The organism is Streptomyces violascens (assembly GCF_014649955.1).
In the GTDB taxonomy this organism is placed as follows: Bacteria; Actinomycetota; Actinomycetes; order Streptomycetales; family Streptomycetaceae; genus Streptomyces; species Streptomyces violascens.
On the sequence record NZ_BMUA01000002.1, the window covers coordinates 444,365 to 459,067 of the forward strand.

Annotated in this window: 12 protein-coding genes; 11 read left to right on the forward strand and 1 reads right to left on the reverse strand. The window is 70.7% G+C overall.

The annotated features are described in order from the left end of the window. The first annotated feature begins 36 nt into the window (after positions 1-36). The 8 genes from IE206_RS07125 to lgt all read left to right on the forward strand — a co-directional run bounded on the left by IE206_RS07125 (position 37) and on the right by lgt (position 6,177). Entirely contained in the window at positions 37-306 is a 270-nt protein-coding gene (locus IE206_RS07125) for an HGxxPAAW family protein (RefSeq protein ID WP_189961146.1), read from the forward strand. Between the two features lie 74 nt (positions 307-380). Further along, positions 381-887, forward strand: coding sequence for a DUF2752 domain-containing protein (locus tag IE206_RS07130; RefSeq protein ID WP_226598768.1), 507 nt, complete (start codon positions 381-383; stop codon positions 885-887). Positions 888-1,053: 166 nt separating this feature from the next. Beyond that, the gene (trpC, locus tag IE206_RS07135; protein ID WP_189961148.1) at positions 1,054-1,863 is read left to right on the forward strand and encodes an indole-3-glycerol phosphate synthase TrpC; all 810 of its coding nucleotides are present in this window, start codon (positions 1,054-1,056) and stop codon (positions 1,861-1,863) included. A 4-nt stretch (positions 1,864-1,867) separates the two neighbouring features. Beyond that, on the forward strand, positions 1,868-2,011 hold the full coding sequence (trpM, locus tag IE206_RS43555; protein WP_366342946.1) for a tryptophan biosynthesis modulator TrpM: 144 nt from the start codon (positions 1,868-1,870) through the stop codon (positions 2,009-2,011). A 176-nt stretch (positions 2,012-2,187) separates the two neighbouring features. Further along, positions 2,188-3,441, forward strand: a complete 1,254-nt coding sequence (trpB, locus tag IE206_RS07140) for a tryptophan synthase subunit beta (RefSeq protein WP_189961149.1) — start codon at positions 2,188-2,190, stop codon at positions 3,439-3,441. Continuing rightward, positions 3,438-4,253 (forward strand): tryptophan synthase subunit alpha, encoded by an 816-nt coding sequence (trpA, locus tag IE206_RS07145; RefSeq protein ID WP_189961150.1) that lies wholly within the window; start codon positions 3,438-3,440, stop codon positions 4,251-4,253. The genes trpB and trpA overlap by 4 nt, the downstream gene beginning before the upstream one ends. Positions 4,254-4,337: 84 nt before the next feature. Beyond that, positions 4,338-5,159: a DsbA family protein gene (locus tag IE206_RS07150; RefSeq protein WP_189961151.1), complete on the forward strand. Its 822-nt coding sequence runs from the start codon at positions 4,338-4,340 to the stop codon at positions 5,157-5,159. 79 nt (positions 5,160-5,238) lie between these two features. Then, positions 5,239-6,177: a prolipoprotein diacylglyceryl transferase gene (gene lgt, locus IE206_RS07155; RefSeq protein ID WP_189961152.1), complete on the forward strand. Its 939-nt coding sequence runs from the start codon at positions 5,239-5,241 to the stop codon at positions 6,175-6,177. A gap of 155 nt (positions 6,178-6,332) precedes the next feature. On the opposite strand, the gene rbsK is transcribed toward lgt, so the two are convergent. Next, positions 6,333-7,220: a ribokinase gene (rbsK, locus tag IE206_RS07160; protein WP_189961153.1), complete on the reverse strand. Its 888-nt coding sequence runs from the start codon at positions 7,218-7,220 to the stop codon at positions 6,333-6,335. A gap of 233 nt (positions 7,221-7,453) precedes the next feature. Between rbsK and IE206_RS07165 the strand changes: the two genes are divergently transcribed. From IE206_RS07165 to IE206_RS07175, 3 genes are all read left to right on the forward strand, one after another. Continuing rightward, positions 7,454-8,185 (forward strand): VIT1/CCC1 transporter family protein, encoded by a 732-nt coding sequence (locus tag IE206_RS07165; protein ID WP_189961154.1) that lies wholly within the window; start codon positions 7,454-7,456, stop codon positions 8,183-8,185. Between the two features lie 397 nt (positions 8,186-8,582). Further along, entirely contained in the window at positions 8,583-13,148 is a 4,566-nt protein-coding gene (gene gltB / locus IE206_RS07170) for a glutamate synthase large subunit (protein ID WP_189961155.1), read from the forward strand. Beyond that, positions 13,141-14,601: a glutamate synthase subunit beta gene (locus IE206_RS07175; RefSeq protein WP_189961156.1), complete on the forward strand. Its 1,461-nt coding sequence runs from the start codon at positions 13,141-13,143 to the stop codon at positions 14,599-14,601. The genes gltB and IE206_RS07175 overlap by 8 nt, the downstream gene beginning before the upstream one ends. The last annotated feature ends 102 nt before the right edge of the window (positions 14,602-14,703 follow it).

Genomic DNA, 14,703 nt, shown 5'->3' on the forward strand with positions numbered 1-14,703 from the left:
CAAACAACACGGAAACACCTACGAGGAGCAACTCCCATGGCGAAGAGCGGCCACGGCCACACCCCGGCAGCCTGGACCGGTGTCATCATTGCCTTCATCGGATTCTGCGTGACCTGCGTCTTCATAGTGGCCGCCAACCCGGTGGGCTTCTGGGCCGGCATCGCACTCCTCGGCATCGCCGCCGTCGTGGGCGGCGTCATGAAGATGGCCGGCCTCGGCACCCCCAAGGACACGCCCGAGATCGCGCGCATGCGCGCGGACGCCGCCGCCAAGGTGCGCGCCCGCCTCGAGGCCCAGGCCGGCTGAAACCGCCCGCCATCCCGTCAGGCGCAGCCCCCACACGGGCTGCGCCTTTCCCTGTGAACGGGGACAATCGCCCAGTGGACGCAGACCGGCCGAACCCCGCCCCGGCCCACCCGGCCGCCATACCCGGCGCCCCGGCGCATCCGGCCGCCCCGCCCGGCACTCCGGTGCGTCCGGCCGCCCCGGGCACCCCGGCCAAGAGGATCCTGGTGCCGCTCGGCACGCTCGGCGCGGTGGCCTCGGCCTTCGCGTACGTGGGCCTGGTCGACCCGAACCAGCCGGGCCACTACCCCGTCTGCCCGCTGTTCCGGTTCACCGGCCTCTACTGCCCGGGCTGCGGCGGGCTGCGCAGTGCGCACGACTTCATCACCGGGCACTTCGCGGCGGCCGTCCATTCCAATGCGCTGGCCGTCGCCGGCTATCTGCTCTTCGCCGTGGGCTGGGTCCTGTGGGCCGTCCGCTCGGCCCGGGGGCTGCCCCTGCGATTCGCGCCGAGCGATCGCCAGTGGTGGCTGATCGGATCGGTCGTGGTGATCTTCTCGGTGGTCCGGAACCTGCCGTTCGGCTCCGTACTCGCGCCATGACGGAATGGGTATCCCCGCAGGTGACGTCCCAATTATTGGGACGCCGGTCAACCGGATGCGACCCCTTCGCTCCGGTGCGGATACCATCGTCATGGCTGATCGTGACCGCTCGTGAGGGTCACCCTCGTCCTGACCGACATCACCGTCCCGGAAGGGGGCCGCTCGCGTGAGTGTGCTCGACGAGATCATCGAAGGCGTCCGCGCCGACCTCGCAGAGCGGCAGGCGCGTGTCAGCCTCGACGAGCTGAAGGAGCGCGCCGAGAAGGCGCCCCAGGCCCGGGACGGGGTCGCGGCCCTGCGCGGCGACGGCGTGAAGGTCATCTGCGAGGTCAAGCGCTCCAGCCCCTCCAAGGGCGCGCTCGCCGCCATCGCGGACCCCGCGGCTCTCGCCGCCGACTACGAGGCGGGCGGCGCGTCCGTCATCTCCGTACTGACCGAGCAGCGCCGCTTCGGCGGCTCGCTCGCCGACCTGGAGGCCGTCCGCGCCAAGGTCGACATCCCGGTCCTGCGCAAGGACTTCATCGTCACGGCCTACCAGCTGTGGGAGGCCCGCGCGCACGGCGCCGACCTGGCGCTGCTCATCGTGGCCGCCCTGGACCAGCCGGCCCTGGTGTCGCTGATCGAGCGCGCCGAGTCGATCGGGCTCACCCCGCTGGTCGAGGTGCACGACGAGGACGAGGTCGACCGGGCCGTGGACGCGGGCGCCAAGATCATCGGTGTCAACGCACGCAACCTGAAGGACCTCAAGGTCGACCGCACCACGTTCGAGCGGGTCGCCCCGGAGATCCCGGACCACATCGTGAAGATCGCCGAATCCGGCGTCCGCGGCCCGCACGACCTCATCGCGTACGCCAACGCGGGTGCCGACGCCGTCCTGGTCGGCGAGTCCCTGGTCACCGGCAAGGACCCGCGCGCGGCCGTCGCCGACCTCGTCGCGGCGGGCGCCCACCCCGCCCTGCGCCACGGGCGGAGCTGACCCGATGTCCATCGCCGTCCGCCTCGCACCCGGCTGCCGCCCCCGCGGCTGCCGCGCTCCGGCGCGCCGGGTGCACGGACGGCGTGTGCGGTACGTGATCGGCTCGGAGCCGGGCCAGGTCAACGGCATGCGATGGCGATGCCGCTGAGCTGAGCGCCCCGAAGGGGCGCGGGGCTGTGACATTCTGCGGCTCCGCCGCGTGGGCGCGACCAGCCCACGACGGCGGTCGGACGCAGATCCGCGCGCACCCGCATCGACGCTCGGCGACAAGCGACAACCCGCCAACCCAGGACCGGGGCTGCAACGCCCCCGCGAGGTATCCGCATGTCCAACGAGAACGAATTCTTCGTACCCGACCCCGAGGGCCAAGTCCCGAGCCCCCAGGGCTACTTCGGCGCCTTCGGAGGCAAATTCATCCCCGAGGCCCTGGTGGCCGCGGTGGACGAGGTGGCCGTCGAGTACGAGAAGGCCAAGCACGACCCGGCCTTCGCCGCCGAGCTCAACGACCTCATGGTCAACTACACCGGCCGGCCCAGCGCCCTGACCGAGGTGCCCCGGTTCGCCGAGCACGCGGGCGGCGCCCGGGTCTTCCTCAAGCGCGAGGACCTGAACCACACCGGCTCCCACAAGATCAACAACGTGCTCGGCCAGGCGCTGCTCACCAAGCGCATGGGCAAGACCCGCGTCATCGCCGAGACGGGGGCCGGCCAGCACGGCGTCGCCACCGCCACCGCCTGCGCCCTGTTCGGCCTCGAATGCACCATCTACATGGGCGAGATCGACACCCAGCGCCAGGCACTGAACGTCGCGCGGATGCGGATGCTGGGCGCCGAGGTCATCCCGGTCACCTCCGGCAGCCGCACCCTCAAGGACGCCATCAACGAGGCGTTCCGCGACTGGGTCGCCAACGTCGACCGCACGCACTACCTGTTCGGCACGGTCGCAGGACCGCACCCCTTCCCCGCGATGGTGCGCGACTTCCATCGCGTGATCGGCGTCGAGGCCCGCCGCCAGATCCTGGAGCGCGCCGGGCGCCTGCCCGACGCGGCCGTCGCCTGCGTGGGCGGCGGCTCGAACGCGATCGGCCTGTTCCACGCCTTCATCCCGGACGCCTCCGTACGCCTCATCGGCTGCGAGCCGGCCGGTCACGGCGTCGAGACCGGCGAGCACGCGGCGACCCTGACCGCGGGCGAGCCCGGCATCCTGCACGGTTCACGGTCGTACGTCCTCCAGGACGAGGAGGGACAGATCACCGAGCCCTACTCGATCTCGGCGGGCCTGGACTACCCGGGCATCGGCCCGGAGCACTCCTACCTCAAGGACATCGGCCGCGGCGAGTACCGCGCGGTCACCGACGACGCGGCGATGCAGGCCCTGCGCCTGCTCTCGCGCACCGAGGGCATCATCCCGGCGATCGAGTCGGCGCACGCGCTCGCGGGCGCCCTCGACGTCGGCAAGGAGCTCGGCAAGGACGGACTGATCGTGATCAACCTGTCCGGCCGCGGCGACAAGGACATGGACACGGCCGCGCGCTACTTCGGCCTGTACGACGGCGAAAACGAGGGGGACGCGAAGTGAGCGGGAACGTAGAGCTGCTGAACGACACCCTCGCCAAGGCGAAGGCCGAGAACCGGGCCGCGCTCATCGCCTACCTGCCGGCCGGCTTCCCGACCGTCGACGGCGGCATCGAGGCGGTCAAGGCCGTGTTCGACGGCGGCGCCGACGTCGTCGAGGTCGGCCTGCCGCACAGCGACCCGGTCCTGGACGGCCCGGTCATCCAGACCGCCGACGACATCGCCCTCAAGGGCGGCGTGAAGATCGCCGACGTGCTGCGCACCGTCCGCGAGGCCCACGCGGCCACCGGCAAGCCGGTCCTGGTCATGACGTACTGGAACCCCATCGACCGCTACGGCATCGAGCGCTTCACCGCCGAGCTCGCCGAGGCGGGCGGCGCGGGCTGCATCCTGCCCGACCTGCCGGTCGAGGAGTCCGGGGTGTGGCGCGAGCACGCCGAGAAGCACGGCCTCGGCACGGTGTTCGTGGTCGCCCCGAGCAGCAGGGACGACCGCCTCGCCACGATCACGGCGGCCGGTTCGGGCTTCGTGTACGCGGCCTCGCTGATGGGCGTCACGGGCACCCGGGAGTCGGTCGGCGCCTCGGCCGAGGACCTGGTGCGCAGGACCCGGGCGACCACCGAACTCCCGGTCTGCGTGGGCCTCGGCGTCTCGAACGCGGTCCAGGCCAAGGAGGTCGCGGTCTTCTCCGACGGCGTGATCGTCGGCTCGGCCTTCGTCAAGCGCATGCTGGACGCGCCGGACCACGCCGCGGGCCTGGTGGCCGTACGGGAACTGGCGGCCGAGCTCGCCGAGGGCGTTCGCCGGGCGTCGTAGCGCGTTCATCGCACGGATAATCCGTACGAGTGGAAGTGGGACCGGGGAGGCACGAGCGTGCCTCCCCGGTTCGTTGCTGCGGGTGTGAGTGACAACCGTGATGCGAAGCGGGCCGCGCGAGACCGGCTCATCCAACAACGCGAGCAGCAGAAGGCGGGCGAGCGCCGCCGACGGCAGGTGATCGTGGCCGGAGCCGTGGTGGGCGTGCTCGGCCTGGCCGCCGTGATCGGCGTGATCGCCGCAAACGCGGGCGGCAGCGACAACGCCAAGAGCGCGAGCACGAGCGGCCCGGTGGTGGCCCCCGCCGGAGCCGACGCCAAGGACAAGCCGGCCATCCCGGTCGGCGCCGCCGACGCGCCGTCCACGCTCACGGTGTGGGAGGACTTCCGCTGCCCGGCCTGCGCCGCGTTCGAGAACGGCCTCAGGTCCACCATTCACGAGCTGGAGAACAGCGGCCAGATCCGCGTCCAGTACCACCTGGTCACCCTCATCGACGACAAGACCCGCGGCGGCGGCTCGCTGCACGCGGCCAACGCGGCGGGCTGCGCGCAGGACGCGGGGAAGTTCTCCGCGTACCACGACGTCCTCTACACCAACCAGCCCGACGAGATGGACGACGCCTACGCGGACAACGCCAAGCTGCTCGATCTGGCCAAGAAGGTGCCGGGCCTGGACACGCCCGCCTTCCGCTCCTGCGTCCAGAACGGCACGCACAACAGCTGGGTCGTGAAGTCCAACCAGGCCTTCCAGGCGGGTAAGTTCGGCGGCACGCCGACCGTGCAGCTCAACGGCGAATCGATCTTCCCGGCGAAGGGCAACGAGCAGATCACCGCGGCCAACCTGAAGAAGTGGGTCGCCCAGGCCAACAAGGGCAAGCCGGCCGGAAAGGCGAGCCCGGCCTCCTGAGTCCCGGGTCCCTTGTTACTCATAAGTTGCCGGGCGGATTGCCGCAGCGCCCGCCCGGCACGGTAGCGTCGACCCTGCCATGGAACTTGCCTTCATCCCCAGCCCGTCGACCGGTGTGATCCACCTCGGACCGATCCCGCTGCGCGGCTACGCCTTCTGCATCATCATCGGTGTCTTCGTCGCCGTCTGGTACGGCAACAAGCGGTGGGTCGCCCGCGGCGGCCGCTCCGGCACCGTCGCCGACATCGCCGTCTGGGCGGTGCCCTTCGGGCTCGTCGGCGGCCGGCTCTACCATGTCATCACCGACTACCAGCTGTACTTCAGCGACGGTGAGGACTGGGTCAACGCCTTCAAGATCTGGGAGGGCGGCCTCGGCATCTGGGGCGCGGTCGCGCTCGGCGCGGTCGGCGCCTGGATCGGCTGCCGCCGCCGGGGCATCCCGCTCCCCGCCTGGGCCGACGCGCTGGCCCCCGGCCTCGCCTTCGCCCAGGCGATCGGCCGCTGGGGCAACTGGTTCAACCAGGAGCTGTACGGCCGCCCCACCGACGTCCCCTGGGCACTGAAGATCAGCGAGGGCCCGAACCGGATCGCGGGCACCTACCACCCGACGTTCCTGTACGAGTCCCTGTGGTGCGTCGGCGCAGGCTTCCTGATCATCTGGGCCGACCGCCGCTTCAAGCTGGGCCACGGCCGGGCGTTCGCGCTGTACGTCGCCACGTACTGCGTGGGCCGGTTCTGGATCGAGTACATGCGGGTCGACGAGGCTCACCACATCCTGGGCCTGCGCCTGAACGACTGGACGGCGGGCGGCGTCTTCCTGCTGGCAGTCGTCTACATCGTGGTCTCGGCGAAGCTGCGGCCCGGCCGCGAGGAGATCGTCGAGCCGGGTGCGCAGGACGATGCCTCTGCGGACAAGGACGGCGAGCCCGTGTCGCTGGGCAAGGACGACCCCGCCGAGCCGACGGACGAGCCCAAGGCGGAGTCGGTGGCATCCGAGCCGGAGCCGAAGAAGGCCTGAGCCGGAGGCAGGGGAGAAATCAGCCCCTCCGGCGTTTGAGGAGCGGGGGCTTCGGGGGCGGAGCCCCCGCAGCCCCGGGACCTGAACATCCCGGCCCACCCTCGGATGGCCCCCGCAGTGCTGGGCAGCCCGAAATCCCCGCCCCCCGGATGGGCTTACGCGTCGATTTCGGCTCTGTACGGCATAGACGTCGCCGCCCCCGGCCGCTGGACCGACAGCGCCGCCGCGCTGGACGCCCAGGCCAGCGCGTCCATCATCGGGCGGCCCTCGGCCAGGGCCACCGCGAGGGCGCCCACGAAGGTGTCGCCCGCGCCTGTCGTGTCCACGGCGGTGACCGGCGGGGCCAGGACCGCCACCGGCTCCGGCTGAGCCCGGGACGCGTACAGACAGCCCCGCGCGCCCAGCGTGATCACGACCTCCGGCACGTGTGCGAGGAGCGCGGCCGCGGCCCGCTCGGGATCGCCCGAGATGCCGGTCAGCGTCGCGGCCTCGTGCTCGTTGGGCACCAACAGGTCGGTGACGGCGAGGAGTTCGGGGGGCAGCGGCCGGGCGGGCGCGGGGGTCAGGATCGTACGGACCCCGTTGCGCCGGGCCGCTTCCGCGCCCTCCAGGACCGCGCTCATCGGCAGTTCCAGCTGGATCAGCAGGGACCGCGCCTCGGCGATCATCGCGCGGTCCGCGTGGCTGAGCGAGGTGACCGAGCCGTTGGCGCCCGGGATGACGACGATGGCGTTGGCGCCGTCCCGGTCGACCACGATGTGGGCGGTGCCGGAGGGGCCCTCGGTGGTGCGCAGCAGATCGATGTCGACCCCCGAGTGTTCGAGCGTGGCACGCAGCCGGTCGCCGAACTCGTCCGTGCCGACCGCGCCGATCATCGCCACCTCCGCCCCGGCCCGGGCGGCGGCGACGGCCTGGTTGGCGCCCTTGCCGCCGGGGATGGTGCGGAACTCGTGGCCGGTGACGGTCTCGCCGCTGCGCGGCGCGGTGGTGACGTACGCGACGAGGTCCATGTTGGTGCTGCCGAGCACGGTGATCCGGGTCATGCCGGGATTGTCCACCCTGGGCGGCCGGTTCCGTGGGTGCGGGGTGCCCGGCGCGTTCGACGAAGGCCGTGTGCGACGTCTTCCGGGCCCCTCAGGAAGGCCTTGCTTACTGAGCCCAACCTCACTAAGTAAGGCCTTACTTGCTGGCGCGGCCCTTACATCGAGCGTAGTTTCGACGGTGTTGAGGGGGCGCGGGACGTGAAGTGCCCGCTGCCGAAAGCAAGGGGATAGCTGTGTCCATCATCGATACCGAAGCGACGCTGCACGAGGCGCACCGCGACAACCACACCCACCGCGATGTCAACGGTGGCTGGCTGCGCCCGGCCGTGTTCGGCGCGATGGACGGCCTGGTCTCCAATCTCGCCCTGATGACGGGCGTCGCCGGCGGCGAGGTCTCGCACCGGACCATCGTCATCACCGGCCTCGCCGGTCTCGCGGCCGGCGCCTTCTCGATGGCGGCCGGCGAGTACACCTCGGTCGCCTCGCAGCGCGAACTCGTCGAGGCCGAACTCGACATCGAGCGCCGGGAGTTGCGCAAGCACCCGGCCGACGAGGAGCGCGAGCTCGCCGAGCTCTACATGTCGCGCGGCGTCGAGCCGGGGCTCGCCCGCGAGGTCGCCCGCCAGCTCTCGCAGGACCCCGAGCAGGCGCTGGAGATCCACGCCCGCGAGGAGCTCGGCATCGATCCGTCCGACCTGCCCTCGCCCACCGTGGCCGCGGTCTCCTCCTTCGCCTCCTTCGCGCTCGGCGCGCTGCTGCCCCTGCTGCCGTACCTGCTGGGCGCGACCGCGCTGTGGCCCGCGGTGCTGCTCGCGCTGATCGGCCTCTTCGGCTGCGGCGCGGTGGTCGCCAAGGTGACGGCCCGCTCGTGGTGGTTCAGCGGCCTGCGCCAGCTGGCCCTCGGTGGCGCCGCGGCCGCCGTGACCTTCGGCATCGGCTCCTTCTTCGGTACCGCCATCGGCTGACGAACACCGAGGTCATCACACGGGGCGGGGCCATTCGGCGCCGCCCCGTGTGACGTACGTCCTGCGCGCTTTCCCGCCGCGAGCCGTAGAATGGCGGAGTATGCATAGGGCCACATAAGTAATCGTTACTCGGCGGTTTCGGATCTTTTACCGCCGGGCATAGGCCGTACACACTCAACCAGCACGCCCGCGTGCGCCCTCGTGGGCAATGAAGCCCGCACTCCTGGGTGTCCGCATGTTGGAATGCACTATCCGGTTCCCGAGATACGTTCCATCATGTAACCTGCACGAAATTTCGCAGAGGGCCAACGTCGTCCCTCGGCTACGCCTCCCCAACGCTCTCTGAATCGATCGAGCAGGGGAGACCCCAATGCCACTAACGACGACGGGAGAGCCGATGCGTTCCGACGCCTGGTCGCCCATGGACGGTCGCCCCGCCCAGCAGGGGATGTACGACCCCCGTAACGAGCACGACGCCTGTGGCGTCGGGTTCGTGGCCACCCTCACCGGTGTTGCCAGCCATGAGCTGGTCGAGCAGGCCCTGACCGTACTGCGCAATCTGGAACACCGCGGTGCCACCGGCTCCGAGCCGGACTCCGGTGACGGCGCGGGCATCCTGCTCCAGGTTCCGGACGCGTTCCTGCGCGAGGTCACGGACTTCGAGCTGCCCGAGGCAGGCTCGTACGCCGTCGGTATCGCCTTCCTGCCCCTGGAGGAGACCGGCGAGGCCGTCTCACGGATCGAGACGATCGCGGGCGAAGAGGGCCTCACGGTCCTCGGGTGGCGCGAGGTCCCCGTCACCCCCGAACTGCTCGGCAACGGCGCCCGCGCCACCATGCCCGCCTTCCGCCAGCTGTTCGTCGGCGACGGCAGCTCGTCCGGCATCGCGCTCGACCGCAAGGCCTTCGTGCTGCGCAAGCGCGCCGAGCGGGAGGCCGGTGTCTACTTCCCGTCGCTCTCCGCCCGGACCATCGTCTACAAGGGCATGCTGACCACCGGCCAGCTGGAGCCGTTCTTCCCGGACCTCTCCGACCGCCGCTGCGCCACCACCATCGCCCTCGTGCACTCGCGGTTCTCCACCAACACCTTCCCCAGCTGGCCGCTGGCCCACCCGTACCGCTTCGTCGCGCACAACGGCGAGATCAACACGGTCAAGGGCAACCGCAACTGGATGGTGGCCCGCGAGTCCCAGCTCGCCTCCGGCCTGTTCAACTCCGGCGCCGGCAAGCTCGACCGCATCTTCCCCGTCTGCACGCCGGACGCCTCCGACTCCGCGTCCTTCGACGAGGTGCTCGAACTCCTCCACCTCGGCGGACGCTCGCTGCCGCACTCGGTCCTGATGATGGTCCCCGAGGCGTGGGAGAACCACGAGTCGATGGACCCGGCACGCCGTGCCTTCTACCAGTTCCACGCCACGATGATGGAGCCCTGGGACGGCCCGGCCTGCATCACCTTCACCGACGGCACCCAGGTCGGCGCGGTCCTCGACCGCAACGGCCTGCGCCCGGGCCGGTACTGGGTGACCGACGACGGTCTCGTGGTCCTGTCCTCCGAGGTCGGCGTGCTCGACATCGACCCGGCGAAGGTCGTCCGCAAGGGCCGCCTGCAGCCCGGCAAGATGTTCCTCGTCGACACCGCCGAGCACCGCATCATCGAGGACGACGAGATCAAGGCGTCCCTCGCCGCCGAGAACCCGTACAAGGAGTGGCTGGAAGCCGGCGAGATCGAGCTGGAGGACCTGCCCGAGCGTGAGCACATCGTGCACACCCACGCCTCGGTCACCCGCCGCCAGCAGACCTTCGGCTACACCGAGGAAGAGCTCCGCGTCATTCTCGCGCCGATGGCCCGCACCGCCGGCGAGCCGCTCGGCTCCATGGGTACGGACTCGCCGATCGCCGCGCTCTCCGAGCGCCCCCGGCTGCTGTTCGACTACTTCACCCAGCTGTTCGCGCAGGTCACCAACCCGCCGCTCGACGCCATCCGCGAAGAGCTCGTGACCAGCCTGCGCTCCACGCTGGGCCCGCAGGGCAACCTCCTGGAGCCCACCGCCGCGTCGTGCCGCAGCGTCACGCTGCCCTTCCCGGTCATCGACAACGATGAGCTGGCGAAGCTGATACACATCAACGCCGACGGCGACATGCCGGGCATGAAGGCCGCCACGCTCTCCGGCCTGTACCGCGTCTCCGGCGGCGGCGACGCCCTTGCCGCCCGCATCGACGCCATCTGCAAGGAGACCGACGCCGCGATCGAGGACGGCGCCCGCCTCATCGTCCTGTCCGACCGGCACTCCGACGCCGAGCACGCGCCGATCCCCTCGCTGCTGCTCACCGCCGCCGTCCACCACCACCTCATCCGCACGAAGCAGCGCACCCAGGTGGGCCTGCTCGTCGAGGCCGGTGACGTCCGCGAGGTGCACCACGTCGCGCTGCTCATCGGTTACGGTGCCGCGGCCGTCAACCCGTACCTCGCCATGGAGTCCGTCGAGGACCTGGTCCGGGCCGGCACCTTCATCGAGGGCCTGGAGCCCGAGCAGGCCATCCGCAACCTGATCTACGCGCTCGGCAAGGGCGTCCTGAAGGTCATGTCCAAGATGGGCATCTCGACGGTCGCCTCCTACCGGGGCGCCCAGGTCTTCGAGGCCGTCGGTCTCGAAGAGGCCTTCGTCCAGAAGTACTTCATCGGCACCGCGACGAAGATCGGCGGTGCGGGTCTGGACGTGGTCGCGCGCGAGGTCGCCGCCCGCCACGCCAAGGCCTACCCCGCCTCCGGCGTCCCCTCGGCGCACCGCGCCCTGGAGATCGGCGGCGAGTACCAGTGGCGCCGCGAGGGCGAGCCGCACCTGTTCGACCCGGAGACGGTCTTCCGCCTCCAGCACGCCACGCGCAACAAGCGGTACGACATCTTCAAGAAGTACACGGACCGCGTGAACGAGCAGTCCGAGCGCCTCATGACGCTGCGCGGACTCTTCGGCTTCAAGAGCGACCGCGAGCCGATCTCCATCGACGAGGTCGAGCCGGTCTCCGAGATCGTCAAGCGCTTCTCGACCGGCGCCATGTCGTACGGCTCCATTTCGCGCGAGGCCCACGAGACGCTCGCCATCGCCATGAACCAGCTGGGCGGCAAGTCCAACACCGGTGAGGGCGGCGAGGACGCGGACCGCCTGTACGACCCGGCGCGCCGCTCCTCCATCAAGCAGGTCGCCTCCGGCCGCTTCGGTGTGACCAGCGAGTACCTGGTCAACGCGGACGACATCCAGATCAAGATGGCGCAGGGTGCCAAGCCCGGCGAGGGCGGCCAGCTGCCCGGCCACAAGGTCTACCCGTGGGTCGCCAAGACCCGGCACTCCACCCCGGGTGTCGGCCTGATCTCGCCGCCTCCGCACCACGACATCTACTCCATCGAGGACCTGGCCCAGCTGATCCACGACCTCAAGAACGCCAACCCGGCCGCGCGCATCCACGTGAAGCTCGTGTCCGAGGTCGGCGTCGGGACGGTCGCCGCGGGTGTCTCCAAGGCGCACGCGGACGTCGTCCTCATCTCCGGCCACGACGGCGGTACGGGCGCTTCCCCGCTCACCTCGCTCAAGCACGCGGGCGGCCCCTGGGAGCTCGGCCTCGCCGAGACCCAGCAGACGCTGCTGCTCAACGGCCTGCGCGACCGCATCGTGGTGCAGACCGACGGCCAGCTCAAGACCGGCCGCGACGTGATCATCGCCGCGCTGCTCGGCGCCGAGGAGTTCGGTTTCGCGACCGCGCCGCTCGTCGTCTCCGGCTGCGTCATGATGCGCGTCTGCCACCTGGACACCTGCCCGGTCGGCATCGCCACCCAGAACCCGGTCCTTCGCGACCGCTTCTCGGGCAAGCCCGAATTCGTCGTGAACTTCTTCGAGTTCATCGCCGAAGAGGTCCGCGAGATCCTGGCCGAGCTCGGCTTCCGTACCATCGAGGAGGCCGTCGGCCACGCCGAACTCCTCGACACCGACCGGGCCGTGACCCACTGGAAGGCCCAGGGCCTCGACCTGGAACCGCTCTTCTACGTGCCCGAGCTGCCCGAGGGCGCCGTGCGCCACGCGGTGATCGAGCAGGACCACGGCCTGGAGAAGGCGCTGGACAACGAGCTGATCAAGCTCGCCACCGACGCCCTGGAGGCCGAGTCCGCCGAGGCCGCCCAGCCGGTCCGCGCGCAGATCGCGATCCGCAACATCAACCGCACGGTCGGCACCATGCTCGGCCACGAGGTGACGAAGAGGTTCGGCGGTGCGGGCCTGCCCGACGACACCATCGACATCACCTTCACCGGCTCGGCAGGACAGTCCTTCGGCGCCTTCGTGCCGCGCGGTGTGACGCTGCGCCTGGAGGGCGACGCCAACGACTACGTCGGCAAGGGCCTCTCCGGCGGCCGTGTCATCGTCCGCCCGGACCGGGGTGCCGAGCACCTCGCCGAGTACTCGACGATCGCGGGCAACACCATCGCCTACGGCGCGACCGGCGGCGAGCTGTTCCTGCGGGGCCGCACCGGCGAGCGCTTCTGCGTCCGCAACTCGGGTGCCACCGTCGTCTCGGAGGGCGTGGGCGACCACGGCTGCGAGTACATGACCGGCGGCCACGCGGTCGTCCTCGGCGAGACCGGGCGCAACTTCGCGGCCGGCATGTCCGGCGGCATCGCCTACGTCGTCGACCTGGACCGGGACAACGTCAACTCCGGGAACCTGAACGCCATCGAGACACCGAGCGACACCGACAAGCAGTGGCTGCACGACGTCGTGCGCCGCCACTTCGAGGAGACCGGCTCGACGGTCGCCGAGAAGCTGCTCGCCGACTGGTCCGTGAACGTGGACCGCTTCAGCAAGATCATCCCGACCACGTACAAGGCAGTGCTCGCCGCCAAGGACGCCGCTGAGCTCGCCGGTCTCTCCGAGCAGGAGACCACCGAGAAGATGATGGAGGCGGCGACCAATGGCTGACCCCAAGGGCTTCCTGACCACCGGGCGCGAGGTCGCCAAGACCCGCCCGGTGGGCGAGCGCCTCAAGGACTGGAACGAGGTCTACGTTCCCGGTTCCCTGCTGCCGATCATCAGCAAGCAGGCCGGGCGCTGCATGGACTGCGGCATCCCGTTCTGCCACAACGGCTGTCCGCTGGGGAACCTGATCCCCGAGTGGAACGACTACGCCTACCGCGAGGACTGGCAGGCCGCCTCCGAGCGCCTGCACGCCACGAACAACTTCCCGGAGTTCACCGGTCGGCTGTGCCCGGCGCCCTGCGAGTCGGCGTGCGTGCTCGGCATCAACCAGCCCGCCGTCACCATCAAGAACGTCGAAGTCTCGATCATCGACAAGGCGTGGGACACGGGCGACGTCAAGCCGCAGGCGCCCGAGCGCCTGTCCGGCAAGACCGTCGCGGTCATCGGCTCGGGCCCGGCGGGTCTCGCCGCCGCCCAGCAGCTGACCCGGGCCGGACACACGGTCGCCGTGTACGAGCGCGCCGACCGCATCGGCGGCCTGCTGCGCTACGGCATCCCCGAGTTCAAGATGGAGAAGGTGCACATCAACCGCCGCATCGAGCAGATGCGCGCGGAGGGCACCAAGTTCCGTACCGAGGTCGAGATCGGCCGCGACATCGACGCCGCGAAGCTGCGCAAGCGCTACGACGCGGTCGTCATCGCGGCCGGCGCCACGGTCTCGCGCGACCTGCCGGTCCCGGGCCGCGAGCTGAACGGCATCCACTTCGCGATGGAGTACCTGCCGCTCGCCAACAAGGTGCAGGAGGGCGACTTCGTGGCGCCCCCCATCACCGCCGAGGGCAAGCACGTCGTGGTCATCGGCGGCGGCGACACCGGCGCGGACTGCGTGGGCACCGCCCACCGCCAGGGCGCGGCCTCGGTCACCCAGCTGGAGATCATGCCGAAGCCGGGCGAGGAGCGGAACCCGGGCCAGCCCTGGCCGACGTTCCCGATGCTCTACAAGGTGACCTCCGCGCACGAGGAGGGCGGCGAGCGCGTCTACTCCGTCTCGACCACCCACTTCGAGGGCGACGAGGACGGCAACGTCCAGTTCCTGCACCTCGTCGAGGTCGAGTTCGTCGACGGCAAGCTGACCCAGAAGCCGGGCACCGAGCGGAAGATCCCCGCCCAGCTGGTCACCCTCGCCATGGGCTTCACCGGCACCGACCAGGCCAACGGCCTGGTGGCGCAGTTCGGCCTGGAGCTCGACGAGCGCGGCAACGTCGCGCGCGACGCGGACTTCGCGACCAACGTCGACGGCGTGTTCGTCGCCGGTGACGCGGGCCGCGGCCAGTCCCTGATCGTCTGGGCGATCGCCGAGGGCCGCTCCGCGGCGCGCGGCGTCGACCGCTACCTGACCGGCGCGAGCGACCTGCCCGCCCCGATCCGCCCCACGGACCGAGCGCTCACCGTCTGACGCCCCAGGGTCCATCACCCCTCATACGTCCCGTACAACGACGTGCGGAACTGACCGGCGCCCGCCCCACTGTCCCCGACCGGACGACTGGGCGGGCGTCGC

Bases quoted from the DNA above. Each gene is read 5' to 3' on its own strand.
- IE206_RS07125 (WP_189961146.1), top strand. From the start codon at position 37: ATGGCGAAGAGCGGCCACGGCCACACCCCGGCAGCCTGGACCGGTGTC.
- trpM (WP_366342946.1), top strand. From the start codon at position 1,868: ATGTCCATCGCCGTCCGCCTCGCACCCGGCTGCCGCCCCCGCGGCTGC.
- trpB (WP_189961149.1), top strand. From the start codon at position 2,188: ATGTCCAACGAGAACGAATTCTTCGTACCCGACCCCGAGGGCCAAGTC.
- lgt (WP_189961152.1), top strand. From the start codon at position 5,239: ATGGAACTTGCCTTCATCCCCAGCCCGTCGACCGGTGTGATCCACCTC.
- rbsK (WP_189961153.1), bottom strand. From the start codon at position 7,220: ATGACCCGGATCACCGTGCTCGGCAGCACCAACATGGACCTCGTCGCG.
- gltB (WP_189961155.1), top strand. From the start codon at position 8,583: ATGCGTTCCGACGCCTGGTCGCCCATGGACGGTCGCCCCGCCCAGCAG.
- IE206_RS07175 (WP_189961156.1), top strand. From the start codon at position 13,141: ATGGCTGACCCCAAGGGCTTCCTGACCACCGGGCGCGAGGTCGCCAAG.